14 protein-coding genes are annotated in these 14,492 nt (G+C 67.4%); 9 read left to right on the top strand and 5 right to left on the bottom strand.

Features of this window, described 5'->3' with window-relative positions; genetic code table 11:
• Positions 1-43: 43 nt before the first annotated feature.
• The 4 genes from OG405_RS09745 (at position 44) to OG405_RS09730 (ending at position 3,993) form a co-directional block, all read left to right on the top strand.
• On the top strand, positions 44-376 hold the full coding sequence (locus OG405_RS09745; RefSeq protein WP_327151291.1) for a histone-like nucleoid-structuring protein Lsr2: 333 nt from the start codon (positions 44-46) through the stop codon (positions 374-376).
• A gap of 826 nt (positions 377-1,202) precedes the next feature.
• A complete protein-coding gene (locus OG405_RS09740; RefSeq protein WP_327151290.1) occupies positions 1,203-2,276 on the top strand; it encodes an alpha/beta hydrolase in 1,074 nt (357 codons plus the stop codon).
• A 126-nt stretch (positions 2,277-2,402) separates the two neighbouring features.
• On the top strand, positions 2,403-3,467 hold the full coding sequence (locus tag OG405_RS09735; protein WP_327151289.1) for a fused (3R)-hydroxyacyl-ACP dehydratase subunits HadA/HadB: 1,065 nt from the start codon (positions 2,403-2,405) through the stop codon (positions 3,465-3,467).
• Between the two features lie 82 nt (positions 3,468-3,549).
• Complete coding sequence (locus OG405_RS09730) at positions 3,550-3,993, top strand: SgcJ/EcaC family oxidoreductase (protein ID WP_327151288.1); 444 nt, start codon at positions 3,550-3,552, stop codon at positions 3,991-3,993.
• Positions 3,994-4,092: 99 nt separating this feature from the next.
• Here OG405_RS09730 and OG405_RS09725 read toward each other — a convergent pair whose 3' ends face one another.
• Together OG405_RS09725 and OG405_RS09720 are read right to left on the bottom strand one after the other, a co-directional pair.
• Entirely contained in the window at positions 4,093-5,001 is a 909-nt protein-coding gene (locus OG405_RS09725) for a hypothetical protein (RefSeq protein ID WP_327151287.1), read from the bottom strand.
• Between the two features lie 125 nt (positions 5,002-5,126).
• The gene (locus tag OG405_RS09720) at positions 5,127-6,323 is read right to left on the bottom strand and encodes a PucR family transcriptional regulator (protein WP_327151286.1); all 1,197 of its coding nucleotides are present in this window, start codon (positions 6,321-6,323) and stop codon (positions 5,127-5,129) included.
• A 168-nt stretch (positions 6,324-6,491) separates the two neighbouring features.
• Between OG405_RS09720 and OG405_RS09715 the strand changes: the two genes are divergently transcribed.
• Positions 6,492-8,207, top strand: a complete 1,716-nt coding sequence (locus OG405_RS09715; RefSeq protein WP_327151285.1) for an aldehyde dehydrogenase family protein — start codon at positions 6,492-6,494, stop codon at positions 8,205-8,207.
• A 94-nt stretch (positions 8,208-8,301) separates the two neighbouring features.
• Here the strand turns inward: OG405_RS09715 and OG405_RS09710 are convergent, their stop codons facing one another.
• Positions 8,302-9,144: a helix-turn-helix domain-containing protein gene (locus OG405_RS09710; RefSeq protein ID WP_327151284.1), complete on the bottom strand. Its 843-nt coding sequence runs from the start codon at positions 9,142-9,144 to the stop codon at positions 8,302-8,304.
• Positions 9,145-9,228: 84 nt separating this feature from the next.
• Here OG405_RS09710 and OG405_RS09705 point away from each other — a divergent pair, with 84 nt between their 5' ends.
• Together OG405_RS09705 and OG405_RS09700 are read left to right on the top strand one after the other, a co-directional pair.
• Positions 9,229-10,110, top strand: coding sequence for an NAD(P)H-binding protein (locus OG405_RS09705; protein WP_327151283.1), 882 nt, complete (start codon positions 9,229-9,231; stop codon positions 10,108-10,110).
• Positions 10,111-10,171: 61 nt separating this feature from the next.
• Positions 10,172-10,783 carry a hypothetical protein gene (locus tag OG405_RS09700; RefSeq protein ID WP_327151281.1) on the top strand — a complete coding sequence of 204 codons (612 nt, stop codon included), beginning with the start codon at positions 10,172-10,174 and terminating at the stop codon, positions 10,781-10,783.
• A gap of 131 nt (positions 10,784-10,914) precedes the next feature.
• On the opposite strand, the gene OG405_RS09695 is transcribed toward OG405_RS09700, so the two are convergent.
• The gene (locus tag OG405_RS09695; protein ID WP_327151280.1) at positions 10,915-11,613 is read right to left on the bottom strand and encodes a class I SAM-dependent methyltransferase; all 699 of its coding nucleotides are present in this window, start codon (positions 11,611-11,613) and stop codon (positions 10,915-10,917) included.
• A 385-nt stretch (positions 11,614-11,998) separates the two neighbouring features.
• Here OG405_RS09695 and OG405_RS09690 point away from each other — a divergent pair, with 385 nt between their 5' ends.
• Complete coding sequence (locus OG405_RS09690; RefSeq protein WP_327151279.1) at positions 11,999-13,249, top strand: oxygenase MpaB family protein; 1,251 nt, start codon at positions 11,999-12,001, stop codon at positions 13,247-13,249.
• Between the two features lie 55 nt (positions 13,250-13,304).
• On the opposite strand, the gene OG405_RS09685 is transcribed toward OG405_RS09690, so the two are convergent.
• A complete protein-coding gene (locus OG405_RS09685) occupies positions 13,305-13,877 on the bottom strand; it encodes a peptide deformylase (RefSeq protein ID WP_327151278.1) in 573 nt (190 codons plus the stop codon).
• 45 nt (positions 13,878-13,922) lie between these two features.
• Between OG405_RS09685 and OG405_RS09680 the strand changes: the two genes are divergently transcribed.
• A complete protein-coding gene (locus OG405_RS09680; RefSeq protein WP_327151277.1) occupies positions 13,923-14,465 on the top strand; it encodes a PadR family transcriptional regulator in 543 nt (180 codons plus the stop codon).
• Positions 14,466-14,492 lie beyond the last annotated feature (27 nt).

Genomic DNA, 14,492 nt, shown 5'->3' with positions numbered 1-14,492 from the left:
GCTACCATTGTCCGGATAGTTTGCCCACCGTTCGGAGGACTGCATGGCGCGTAAGGTCATCGTCGAGCTGGTCGACGACTACGACGGAACTTCGATCGCCGAGGAAACTGTCACGCTCGCTCTGGACGGTGTCACCTACGAGATCGATCTCTCCGCCGATAACGCCGAAACCCTGCGCAGCACAGTCGGATTCTGGACCGAGCATGCCCGCCGGGTCGGTGGCAGGGTGAAGGGCAAGCAACGCCCGCAGGCGGCGAACAACAATGCCCGCACCCAGACCATTCGCGAATGGGCGCGCAAGAACGGCCTGGAAGTGTCCAATCGGGGCCGGATCTCGGCGGAGATCGCCGAGGCATATCAGAAGGCCCACCCCTAGGCTGTATTTCGAAAACGAGGTAGCGGGCGAGGGTAGCAGCCCGCCTTCGCCCGGCGGTGAGCCATCGCTCGAGGGTTGCAATCCCGAGGGCCGCCATGAGGAATGTGACTACTTCTCCCCGAGGAACTCGATCGTCGCATGCATGACCCCCCATATCCGAAAGTTCGGCTGAAGTCGTCGAACACCGTGCGGGAAGCCGCCGGGACCGGGTCGGAGTAGTCCGCATAGGCATGCTGCGAGAACCGGAAGGCGAGTGCGGCACTCACCTTCCGCGCGCAGTGTCGCACTGCCGCGATCACCGCCGATTGCACAGCTTCGTCCGCTGCTCCCGGCGTCGGCGCTGAGAAGCCGCAGTTCTTCCAGACCGTGCTGGTCACTCGCCACGAGCTCGGACCACCGGCGCACCACGTCCGGGGCGTCGGTACCGGTGTGCCGCCAGTCCATGCGGAACCGGTCACCCGGGCCGGTGACTCCATAGACGGCCTCCCTGCGCGCGCAGCGATCTCTCGGGCGCGAAGCTCGAGCTCCTCGCACTACCACGTCGTTCGGCTGGTCTCCGGGTGGTGGCCCAGCCCGGCAACGAGGCGCACCGATCACCCGGGCACGGTGGCATCTCCGGCCCGGTGCCGGTCATACCGGGAACCGTGCCGGGGCGAATCAGATCACAGATAGGTAACGCCGACGGGTTCACCTACGACAAACCGATCGGTATGCCGAGACCGCGGCGGGGGTCGCGCGCTGATCGGCACCGGTCGGGCACCGCGGCACCGGCGCAGACCGGCCGCCCCGACCCTGTGCTCACCCGGACGAAAGGCCCTGCTCCGCGATGCGAACCCGATTGTCTCCGGCGCCGGTGGACGCCCTGAACCGCCGAACCCTCTGGCTGGCCACCGCCGCGCTGGCGGTGCTCATCCAAGCGATTTCCCTGATCAGCGGAAGTACCGCCCCCGCGCGCGCCGCATTCGACCCCGCCGGAGCGGATTTCTGGGTCGAATCGAGTATGGGTCCGATCAAATCGCGCGTATTCCGCGCCGCGGACGGAAACACATCGCGTGTGGTCTACGCCCTGGACGGAATGCGGGCGCGGGAGGACCTCAGCGGTTGGGAGATCGATACCGATATCGCCCGGGAATTCACCAAATGGAATATCAATGTCGTGATGCCGGTCGGTGGGCAGTCCAGTTTCTATACCGACTGGAACGCACCCAGTTCCTTCCTCGGGGTACCACCCGGATCCGGCTCGGCCGCAGGCTCGGCCTCAGGGTCCGCATCGGGCTCCGGCGGACTCCAGGCCCTGTCGGCGGGACCCGGTAAGTCCTATACCTACAAATGGGAAACCTTCCTGACCCGGGAACTACCCGCCGCCCTGCGCGACCGGTTCGGGTTCGCCACCCAGCGCAACGGTGTGTTCGGGCTGTCGATGGGTGGCAGCGCCGCCCTGACCCTGGCAGGCGATCATCCCGGCCAGTTCAGTTTCGCCGGGTCCTACTCGGGTTATCTGAACATCTCGGCGCCCGGCATGCGGGAGGCGATCCGCGTGGCCATGATCGACGCCGGCGGCTACAACGTGGACGCGATGGCCGCGCCCTGGGATCCGAAATGGCTGCGGATCGACCCGTTCGTCGCCGCACCCCGGCTGGTCGCGAACAACACCCGACTCTGGGTCTCGGCGGCGAGTGGGCTGCCCACCGCGACCGACAGCGCGAGCATCAATACCGTCAACGGAATGGGGCTCGAGGCGCTGGCCCTGGTGAACACTCGCGCCTTCCAGATCAGAATGGCGACCCTGGGCGGACAGAATGTGCACTACGATTTCCCCGCCGCCGGGATCCACGCATGGAACAACTGGGCGGATCAGGCATTACGGATGATCCCCGATCTCTCCGCGAATATCGGCTGACGGCGATGGCACCCACCCCTACCCCCGAATTCGCCTCACCTGCTGCCGAACCCGTGCGGCGGCGGGTTCGCTCGCACCCACTCTCCCACCCGGCAGAACACGGAAATATCGGTAAAGTGGGCCGACGTGAGTTCTGAAGAGATGGCCGTTTCCGAAACTCGAGAAGCGATTTCCGCGCAGGGGCCGGGTCTGCCGGTGGGATATCGGTACCGTGCCCGCGACCACTATGTCGTCGGGCGGGAGAAGATCCGCGAATTCGCCCGCGCGGTGCAGGATCATCATCCCGTCCACTGGTCGGAGGACGCCGGCGCGGACCACGGGTACGGTGGGCTCATCGCACCGCTGACCTTTTTCTCGGTGCCTGGCTTCCTCGCGCAATCGGAGATGTTCGCGTCCGTCATGACCGGTTACGACCTGAGCCAGATCATGCAGACCGATCAGGTGATCCGCTATTACCGCCCGATCCGCCACACCGACGCGCTGTTCTTCGAAGTCCGCCTCGAATCGTTCCGCCAGGCGTTCGGTGGCGACCTCATGGGTTTCCGGACATCGGTCACCGACCGTGACGGCCGGCCGGTCCTCGTCTCGCACACCAGCATCGTGGGCCGGACCGGCGTCGAATCCGGCCTCACCGAGATCGGGTCCGGTATTCTCATGCACGGCTTCCGCCCGGGAACCGAGCAAGAACCGAGTCCGGCCCGGCCACCGGCGGACAATGCCCTGTGGGAGGAACTGGTCGTCGATTCGATACCCTCCACGCCGGTGAGCCGTCACGCCCGCGCCTTCGAGACGGTCACCGCCGGCGATGATCTTCAGCCCCGGACCGTTCGACTGACCGCGGGCGACCTGGTGAACTACGCCGGTGTATCCGGTGACCCCAATCCGATCCACTGGAGCGGCGCGGTAGCCGGGTTGGCCGAACTGGACTCCCCCGTCGCACACGGCATGCTCACCATCGGTATCGGCGCCGGATACGTCACCTCCTGGCTCGGCGATCCGGGCGCGGTCCGCGAATACGCGGTACGCCTGACCAGCCCTGTCCATGTCACCGCCGAGGGTGCCGATATCGAGTACTCCGGCAAGGTGAAGACGGTGGACCCGGTGAACCGGACCGCGACGATCGCTCTCACCGCCCGCCACGGCGGCCGCCGGATCTTCGGCCGCGCGACGGCCGTGGTCCAACTGCGCTGACCGACTCCGGATCCGACATACGGTCACCGCCGCAAAACGGAGCAGTTGACCTCGAGTTAGCTCGAGGTCAGAAGATGGCCTCATGAACACGAACGAAGCACCGGTCCTCGGGGATACGAGCACCGACCACACCGCCGATATCGCCGCGATCGAGGGCCTGATCAAGGATGTCGAAACCGGCTACAACACCAACGACGCCGAACTGATGGTCAGCGGCTTCACCGCGAACGCGGCCGCCGGTAACGCGGTCGGCACGGTGATCACCGGCCGCGACGCGCTGCTCGAGGCCGCACGCCGCGGACTGACCGGGTTCCTGAAGGACGAGTACGCCACCTACGAGATGACCGATATAGTCTTCCTCCGCCCGGATATCGCGATCGCCCACAAGTCGGCCCGGGCAACCACCGCGGACGGCGTCCTCATCGACCGGGATCCGGCCATGGTCGCGCTGTACGTTCTGGTCGCCGAGAACGGACGCTGGTGGGTGGCGGCCCGGCACAACACGCTCGTTCCCGCGGCAGAGTGACGATCGGTTCGGTGTGCTGGATCCGCCGTCGCCGCACGGGAAGCGACCACAGCGGCCCAGCCGCCGGACCCGCAGGGATCCCTGCCCCGGTGACGCCGATCAGCTACCGGCCGGATCGTCCGCGACGGTCGTGTCCGGACCGGCCGGAGCGAGCGCCTCAGGAGCGGATCCGACCGCCCGGGGCGGAGCACTCAGGGCAGCCGCCGCACCGATACCGGCACCGATACCCGCACCGATACCGGCGAGCGGGGCCGCCATCAGGGCAAAACCGTAGGCAGCGCCCAGGGGCGCCGCGGCCAGGCCGATCGGCGCGAACGGTATCCCGATCGCCAGCCCCATCGCACCGCCCACACCTGCTCCGATAACAGCGAACGGGCTGGCGACCGCGGCGCCCGCGGCCGCGCCGAGCGCTGCGGCACCCATTGTCTGACCGGCGACCCGGTCGGAGCGGGTGCGCTCCATACCGACGGAATCGAGGAAAGTCGCGAGATTCGCCTCGGCCGTCGCGGAACCGTCGTTGAGCTGGATGGCCTGTTCACGGGGCAGCCAATCCGGCGACTCGACCTGGACATCGCCGAAACGCAAAGCGCCGGGCGGCGGTGCGATCGGCGGAACGGGTGCGACCGGGACCGGCGCGTGCAAGGAATCCACCGGCGCCAGGTATTCGTTCCTCGGAGCGGTCCGCGCCCACTGCAGCGAGGACAGAATGTCATCCGGAATCCGGATACCTTGGTAAGGGCGCACATTCGGTGCTTCGGCCGCGGGCCACTGCGGAGAGCTGCCGTCCACCCCCGTGGCCTCCCCGGCGACAGCAGGGCCGGCCGGTGCCGGCTCGTCCGCTACGGGAGCGACCCGCTCGGTGCCGTTCACCGGGATCCACCGGTCCGGCCCCGCATTCGCGCTGCCGGTCCCCACCAGTGTGAGAACGACGGGAACGGCACCCGCCACGACCATGGACCCCATCTTGGTTCGACGCGGGCTGACTGCTCTGTGCTTGGCGGTGCCCATCTATCACCTTTCATTTGAAAGAGATGTTGTCGTCTCACATTCGGATCCGCGCATCGATCCGGATGGGTCCGAATTCGGCGATCGGCCGGAAAGATCCCTGCTCCACAGGGTGCCGACGGCCGCCGCTACCGCTCGATCGGATCGCTCGACCCGAGCAGCGCGAGCGCCTCCAGAGCGAGGAACAACTCGGCGGACTGGCGTGGGTCGGTGGTATCGCGGCCGGTGAGATCACGAATCTTGCGCAGCCGATAACGCACCGTATTGCGGTGGCAGTGGATGGTTTCGGCGACCGCCGCCGCCGAACCACCGCACCGGAACCATGCGTCGAGCGCTTCGATCAGGTCAGCGCGCTCGGTAGCGGCGAGATCGAGTAACGGCCCCAAGATCTGGGTGGCAGCCCGCCGGCCCGCCTCGGGGACGGCGATGAGCAAATGGGCAGCCGGCTCGTCGCCGAACCGGATCATGGCGGCCGAACCCGGCCGGGCCGACCGCGATGCCAGTCGCGCTTCGGTCACTGCCGTGGTGATGGACAGGGGTGTGGTGACGATGGTACTGAGACCCACCCGATCATCGACGAACATCGAGATCGTCGCCGCCGCACGGTCGATCCCCGCCGCCGACCCCGCCGACAAGAGGCCGAGATACGCGTCGATCTGAGCGTCCCAGACCGATCGGACCCCGGCATCCCGCAGCGCTGTGGCGAGCTGTGCGGGGAGGGGCGCGCTGGGTTCGGTATCGATGGCGGCCACGGCGAACGCGCCGCGTTCCGGAAACCCGAGCATGCGCAGGACCTCGAGCACCCGAGCCGGATTACCCGAATGGTCGTCGAAGAGGGTGCGCACGAGCCGGGTCTGCACTTGGGCGTCGGAATGCGCCAGCAGGATCTCGGTCTCCCGGTAGGCCTCGACAGCGGCATCGGAGTACAGATCGACGAATTCCCACAGTCGCGTCGCCAGATCGTGCAGCCGGGCGTCGCCCGGCCCGGCCGACCATTTCGTCAACTCCTCCCAGATGAGCCGGCCGCCCAACCGGTAGGCGTGCAGCAGGCTGGCGACCGGGATGCCCTGTTCGGCCTTGAGGCGCCCGGCGTCGCGGGCCGGTTGCAGCGGCAGCGGACCGGTTCCGGCGAGTGCCCCGATCACCGACGCGAGATTCTCCAGGCAGGTTCGGTGCAACTGATCGTGGGTCAGCAGCCCGGATTCCGAATAGGAGGAATCGGCTGCGACGATCCGGTCGACCAGGACGTCGGTCATCGCCTCGGCGGAATCGGCCAGCGCGGCGGCCAGGGGGGCGATGGAAGGCGCGGACGCGGGCGTGCTCATACCGGCCAGTCTAGTCGGCCGATAGTGAGCCACACCACGGTGAAATTGTGCCCGCGCACAAATGAGACCCGAATTTGCGCGACAGCGACACATTTCCTTCGGTCATGAGCACAGTCACACTCATGAATGTCCGGCTCACCGCGCGATTCCCAGCTACGGAGTTCTCACGTGCAGACAGACCAGGCCGCCGCGGCCGACAGCGTCATCGATACCGCCCTCGCCGACCTCACCGAGGGTGAGCGGCGATGGTCCCGGTTACCGCTGTCGGGCAGGCGTGCTCTCCTCGAGCGGATGCGCGCACTCACCGGCCGGTACGCGCAGGAATGGGTCGATGCCGCAGTGCGCGTCAAGGGCCTGGATCCCGCGTCCCCGCTCGTCGGGGAGGAATGGCTGTCCGGGCCTTACGTCTTCGCCACGAACCTCACCGCGGTATCCCGCACCCTCGAATCGCTCGAACGCGGTGTCGGCCCGCTCGCGAACGCGAGGTTCGGCACGGCCGGCGGACGGGTCACCGTACAGGCCCTGCCGGCCGATCTACACGACCGACTCCTGCTCAGCGGGTTCCGCGCCGAGGTGTGGCTGCAGCGAGGCGTCAGCACAGCCACCGCGCAGGCGAGCGCCGGACTCGCCCAGCGCGATCCGACCCGTACACACGGAATCGGCGCGGTACTCGGCGCGGGCAACATCACCTCGATCGCGCCACTGGACACGATCTACGAACTCTTCGCGCACAACCGGGTGGTGGCGCTCAAACTGAACCCGGTCACCGACCCGATGCTCCCGGTGTTCGAGAAGATCTTCGCGCCGCTCATCGAGCTGGGAGCGGTACGGATACTCACCGGCGGTGCCGACATCGGCGGTCGCCTCGTCACGCACGAACGAGTCGCGCACGTCCATATGACCGGCAGCGCCGTCACCCACGATGCCATCGTCTGGGGCACCGGACCCGCGGCGGCCGAACGCAAAACCGCCGGGACGCCGCTGCTGGACAAGCCGATCAGCAGCGAACTCGGCGGAGTATCACCGACGATCGTGCTACCCGGTGAGTGGAGTGCGGCCGATCTGGAATTCCAGGCCGAGCACATCGCGACCCAACGGCTACACAACGGCGGCTACAACTGTGTGGCCACCCAGGCGGTGATCGTCTCCGCGGACTGGGCGCAGAAGGACGAGTTCCTGGCCGCGCTCGCCGCCGCCGTCGAACGCGCGCCCGCCCGTCCCGCCTACTACCCGGGCAGCGACGACCGGGTGGACAGCGCCCACTCCGCCTACCCGGACGCCCGGCGGCTGGGTCCCGGCGGCGGACGACTGCTGGTGACAGGTCTCGACCCGGAATCGGACGAAGCGCTGCTCTGCGCGGAATACTTCGCGCCCGTGCTGGGTGTCGTCGAACTCCCGGGAAGCGGCCCGGAGTTCGCCCGCACCGCAGTCGACACGGCCAACGAGAAGTTCACCGGCACCCTCGGCGTGAACATCGTCGCGCACCCTGGCACAGTCGCCACTCTCGGCGACCACTTCGACACGATGATCGAGCAGTTACGCTACGGCACCGTCGCGGTGAACGCGTGGACCGCGGTCGGCTATCTGACTCCCACCGCGAGCTGGGGCGCCTATCCCGGGCACACTCTCGACGATGTGAGCAGCGGTATCGGCGTCGTGCACAACGCCTGGCTGATCGACCGGATCGAACGCACCGTCGTGCGCGGTCCCTTCCGCCCCGCGCCTCGGTCGGTGCTGAATCGCGAATGGGCGCTCACCCCCAAACCGCCCTGGTTCGTCACCAACCGGACCGCGGCGCAAACGGGCCGGCTGCTCACGGCCTTCGCCACCGACCCGCGCTGGTCCCGCCTGCCCGCGATCTTCGCCTCCGCGCTGCGCGGCTGACTGCGAGTTCCGACCCCGCAGCGCGGTCTCGCACTGGCGGACACCGCACGAGCCCTGGGCCGGGCGGCCGAGGGACGAGCCGTCGGCAAGACACTCATCGACCCGACGAGCTGATGGTTCGAACGTATATCGCGGGGCGGCAGGGTTGAATCGGCAGCCGGGTACCGCCGAGGAAAGAGCCGGGGGCGACACCCATGAAAGAACGGAACTCGGCGGTCAGATGGGATTGGTCGTAATAGCCGGCGCCGACTGCCAGATGCGACCACGGTGATGTTCCGAGACGGGTCAGCACTCGCCGGATCCGGTCTATCCGGTTGTAGTGCTTGGGAGATACGCCGATACCGGAACTGAAGAGATTGCGGAGCTGGCGTTCGCTCACCGCCAGGGTGCCGGCCAGCGCCGGGACAGTGGCCGGCACGGCACGGCCCGATACGTATTCGACGGCGGTGCGCAGCAGTTTTCGATGCGATATCTGGGCCGAGCTCTCCCGGATCCGTTGCGGTAGCCGCTGTTCCAGATAGGGGAAGAGCTCGTCGCGCCGCAATTCGACGAGTTCGCCGGCGAATTGCGCCGCCGGACCGGGCAGGTCGGCAAGGCGGACGATCCGGTCGGTCAGCTCACCGGCGGACACCCCCAGCAGTGGTCCGACGGCGCCCGGAGCGAGCCGCAACCGGAGACAGCCCATGGGTTTGTCCGCTTCGGCATAGGACGCCCTCGTTCTCGGCCCGAGTACGAGAGCATCACGTGGGCCGCAGTCCTCGGTACGCAGGACGATCATGGCGGCGGCCTGGGGGATATGGGCGAACGGTATGGATGTATCGCGCACCGTTGGTATGTGCCCGAGCTCGGTGAACCAGGGGCGCAGGGATTCCGGTGCGGGCGTCGCGCTCTCGGTGAGGTCGGTTATCACGGGCGCCTGGCCCTGCGCAATGGTCACCCTTCGACTGTATGCAGATCAGGACGGTTGCGCCGTGCCGAAATTTCCTATCGGTCCGGCACGCGGAACGGCACGGTTGTGCCCATGATCATCATCACCGGTGCCACGGGCACCATCGGCGGCGAGATCGTCCGTCTCCTGTCGGATCGCGGCGAGCGCGTTCGCGCAATAAACCGGAGACCGGACGCGGCCCGGTTCCCCACCGCGGTGGAAGTCGTGCGCGGAGACTACGCTGATCTCCCCGGAATGCAACGCGCGCTGGTCGGTGCGGTGGCGGTATTCATCGTCGGCGTACTCGGCCCGGAGTACGCCGAAGCCGACCGCGCACTCGTCCGAGCCGCGCGCGACGCCGGCGCCCGCCGGATCGTGAAACTGTCGGCTATCGGCACCGGCGACCCCGCCCTCGGCCGGGTCGGTACCTGGCATCTGCCCGGAGAGGAAGCGGTTCGTGCCGCCGGCGTCGACTGGACCATATTGCGTCCCAGCTCCTTCGCGTCGAACACGCTCAGCTGGGCGCCGGCCCTCCACAGCGGTCTACCCGTCTCGAACCTGACCGGCTCGGGTGCGCAGGGTGTGGTCGACCCGCGTGATGTCTCCGCGGTCGCGGCGGAGGCATTGTCGTCTTCCGCGCATTCCGGTCGCGTCTATACGCTCACCGGCCCCGAACTGCTCACCACTCACGACCAGGCTGCTGCCTTGGCGGCCGTGCTCGGGCGTCCCGTCGAAGTGGTCGATATCGCCGAGGCCGCCGCCCGCGACCATATGCTCGCCGCGGGAGCCACGCAGGAATTCGTGGACGGTGCGCTGGCGGGTCAGGCCTTCGCGCGCGCGGGCGGCAATGCTGTGCTGACCGACGATGTCGCGGCGGTTCTCGGTCGTGACCCGCGTGCCTATGCGGATTGGGTCGGCGATCATGTTTCGGCGTTCGACCGGCCGCCGGTATCGAGCAACTGGCGGGCGTACTGACACTTCTTTCGGATCGGCGTAATCTTGTAATCAAGTAATTGCCGGATGAAGAAGGTGCACCATGAAGCACGGACATCGCGGGCGCGGATTCGGTCGGCCCGGCGGCTGGCAGCAGGCCGACCTACCGGATGCGGCGGATGCGGCGGACTGGTTCGCGGGACGTCTGCCCGGCGAATGGTTCACCGGCAGTCCCACCATCGAAATCGACCGGGACGAGATAGTGGTGGTCGGCGAACTGCCGCTCCCCCAGCCAGACCCCGCCGAGGGGAAGAAATCGACTGCGGCGAGCGGGGAGGCCGCCACCCGCACGGTTCCGGACGCGACGAAACAGGGAGCGGTGGCGCGGTTCCGCGAAACCACCCGTGGCGCACGGATGCAGATCGCCGACGAAGCCCAGCAGCGCTACGCCCGCAGTGTGGCGTGGGGTGTTTCGGTCGACGGTCAGCGCATTCTGTTCACCCACCTGGCGGTGCCTGTCATGACCCGGCTACGCCAGCCGGAACGCAAGGTACTCGACACCCTGGTCGACGCAGGCGTCGCGCGCTCCCGGGCCGATGCGCTGGCCTGGACGGTGAAGCTGGCGGGCCAGCACGCGGAAGCATGGCTCGAGGAACTGCGTGCGGCGATGAGCAAAGTGGAGGACCTGCGCTCGGAGGGCCCGCAAGGGCTCTGACGCCCCGGCTCCGCGCGGCTACACGAAACCGGAGTCGCCGACACCGCGCGGGTCGGCCGAGGTAGACGTGCGGCCACGGGATTCGAGTCCGGTGGTGCCGAATGCGGCACCACCGGAAACGCATTCGACGATCAGCCCAGATGCGCCGACAACAGCCAGGCCGGAACCGATTTGCGACCGCTGGGTTCGTCGCGCAGGTCCTCGAACCGCAGCAACGACTCACCGGCCGGCGAATCGGCGCTGTCCGGCAGGTTCGCGTGGATCCGGGCCGGGGCGATCTCGTCGATCACCCAGTATTTCGATACCGCCTCGCGCAGTTCGTCCGCGGTGACCGGAGCCGGCCCCGATACGGGCATCGCCGGGAATCCCGCCCGGTCGAACACCAACGCGAAATACGCCGCGCCCGGAGCGGCCGCGCGAGCGATCGATGCGAGATATCCCTCGCGCGACGCCACCGGAATCGAATGGAACAGCGTGCTGTCCACCACGGTGCCGAACCGGCCGTCGTAGCCGGTGAACGCGGTGATATCGGCGACCTCGAAGGTGGCGTTGTCCAGGCCGCGCCGGTCGGCCTCGGCCCGCGCCGATTCGATCGCGGTCGGCGCGAGGTCGAGGCCCACCGTAGTGAAACCGTGTTCTGCCAGATACAGCGAAATCGCGCCTTCACCACATCCGGCGTCGAGCACCTCCCCGTGGAACCGGCCCTGGTCGATCAATGCGGCGAGTTCCGGCTGTGGTTCCCCGATACTCCACGGCGGCGCTACATCCGGCCCGAACGGGCCGTCGCCGCGATAGACGGATTCGAATTCGAAATCACCCGGTGTGGTCATACACCACGACTAGCAGCCGGTCCGGCGCATGTACATGTAACCGGACAGGAGAAGGCACCGGGGCCGTTCCGGATCCCGCCCGGGTCAGCGACCTTCTGTTATCGGATATTCTGCCAACCTGCACCAGCAGTCACCTTGGCGGGCCCGGCCGAAGTTCCTCAACGAGGAGACATGATCTGCCGCAGGCTCACGCATATACGCAGGCAGGTCGGCGGAAGTCGATGACATCGGGCGGCAATGCCGGTAGACGGCCCGTGCCGGCGAATTCGCCGAATCGACAACCAGGACACCCGAACAGCTGTTAAGTTACTGAGTATTCTCAGCCATATCGACGCGGCTGGCGCACCGGCCACCGCGATGTTCCAACTCGACGAGGAGTGGCGACATGGACCGACTCAGCAGGCGCGATGCGTTGAAAGCCGGCGGGGCGGCGGGAGCCGCCGGCGCGCTGGTGATGGCAGGGGCGACCTCGGTGGCGCGGGCGCAACCCTGGTCCTGGTCGCCACAGGGTTCGGTGGCGGGTAGCGGAGCCGGCGTCGATCCGCTGGGCGTATGGGATCCGGAGGCCGACGAACTGGTCGCCGCACTGCTCGACCGCGGCGAAGTGCCCGCGATCAACGGGCTGCTGCGGACCTGGACCCGCAACGGTCAGCCGTTGCCGGCCGGACTCCCCTCCGATCTGCGGGATTTCATGGAATATGCCCGGCAGCTGCCCCAGTGGACCGATCAGGGCAAACTGGCCACCGCCGTCGATTTCAACAAGAAACGCGGTCTCTATCTCGGTGTGCTGTACGGCCTCGCCAGCGGCATGATGAGCACGGTCATCCCCAAAGAGGCTCGGGCGGTGTACTACTCCAAGGGCGGCCATGATCTGAAGGATCGCATCTCCAAAACTGCGAAACTCGGCTACGACATCGGCAGCGGCAATGCCTACGGCCCGGACGGGCAGATGGTCGTAACCTGCGTCAAGACGCGCCTGGTACATGCTGCGGTGCGGCATCTGCTGCCCCAGTCGCCGCACTGGGTCCACTCGGCCGACGAGGACATCCCGATCAGCCAGAACGACATCATGGTCACCTGGCACAGTCTGCCCACCACCGTGATGCGCCATCTCACAGCATGGAAGGTGCCGATCCCGGCCCACGAATCGGATGCTTTCCTGCACTCCTGGCAGGTCGCCGCCCATATGCTCGGCGTGCGCGACGAGTACATTCCGAATTCGTGGGATCAGGCCGAGTCCCAGGCCGCCCAGGTACTGGATCCGATCATCGCGCCGACACCCGAGGGTGCGAAACTGGCCGACCGGCTGCTGCGGCTGGGAACCAACCTCGACCTGGCGATCCTGAGCAAGGGAGTCCTCGGTGCCTTCACACGATTCCTGCTCGGCGACGAGATCGCCGACGGATTGGCCATCGCCCGCGAGCCGATCTGGGATCCGCTGCTGCGCTTCAGCTGGGGCCCGTTCATCGCGGTCCGGGAAGGCGTGCTGACCATCGCGCCGCCGACCCAGGAGGCGTACTGGCTCTTCGACGAGTTCCTGCGCCAGTTCGCACTCTGGTATCTGGCCGAACTCCGGATGCCCATCAGTATCGAGCTTCCGACGATGAACCGGGATATGAGCCTGCCACCGCGCTGACCCGACACACGATCGAGCCCGCACGGACCGGTGGGCGCCTGATCGAGGCGACCGGTCACCGGCCGGTGACGGTGGGACCCTGATCTGCTGGGAGCCAACTGTTGCCGGGAACGGTCCAGCACCGGTCCCTGATCATCTTCCGGGCCGCCCGCCGGTTCCGGCCGATCAACCGGTCGAGATAGAGCAACCCGGCGAGATGGTCGGTCTCGTGCTGCAGACAGCGGGCCAGATATCCGGTGGCCTCGACCGTGACGGGCCGCCCCGTCATATCCAGGCCCGTCACCTCGGCCCGGTGCGCACGGCCCGCCGGAAACCATTCCCCGGGAACGGAGAGGCACCCTTCGAGGTCGTCGTCGGGGTCCGGCATCGTCTCCGGAAGTTCGGAGGTGCGCAGCACCGGATTGACGATATGGCCGCGATATCGGATTCCGGTATCGATGAGGTCGTAGACGAAAACCGCGCGCGGATCGCCGATCTGGTTCGCCGCGAGCCCCGCACCGGGGGCGGCGGTATTGGTATCGAAGAGATCGTCGACCAGGGCGGCGAGGTCATCGTCGAAAACTGTCACCGGTGTCGCGGCGGTCGTGAGCCGCGGATCACCGGCAATGAGGATCTGTCGCACAGTCATGCGGGCAGACTACTCAAATACGAGTAGTCGTGTAAGACTGGATCGGTGAACGAAACCCGGTTGTTCGTACTGGCCGCACTGGCCCGGCGCGGCCCGATGCACGGCCACCAACTGCGCCGCGACGCCCGGCTCGACCGCGCCGACCTGTGGTCGCGGGTCAAACCCGGATCTCTGTACGGCGCACTGCACCGCATGGAGAGCGAGGGGTTGGTCCGGCCGGTGCGCACCGAACAGCAGGGCGCGCTGCCGGCGCGCACCATCTACCAGATCACCGACGAGGGCCTGCGGGAACTACGAGCTCTGCGCGACGAAGCCTTCACCGAGGTCGACGTCCGACCCGACCCGGTCGATCTCGCGCTGGCCGTCGGTGACGACCTCGATACCGAACTGCTGCGGGGCTACCTCGAGGACCGGATCGCCGCGCTCCGCGCGCTCGGTTCGCGGATCGAACATCAGCTCGACCGCCGCTGGCCCGACCAGCGCACCGCCGACGACCTCATCGCCGAGCACGCCCGGATGCGGATCCGGACCGAGATCGACTGGCACGAAAAGGTACTGGCCGATATCGACAAGCTGTCCGAACAATGAGCGGAACGGCCACACGGTCGGTGGCCG

Source organism: Nocardia sp. NBC_01329 (assembly GCF_035956715.1).
Classification (GTDB): Bacteria; Actinomycetota; Actinomycetes; order Mycobacteriales; family Mycobacteriaceae; genus Nocardia.
Note: the sequence above shows the minus strand (reverse complement) of the source record. Positions and strands in the feature narration are given on the sequence as shown.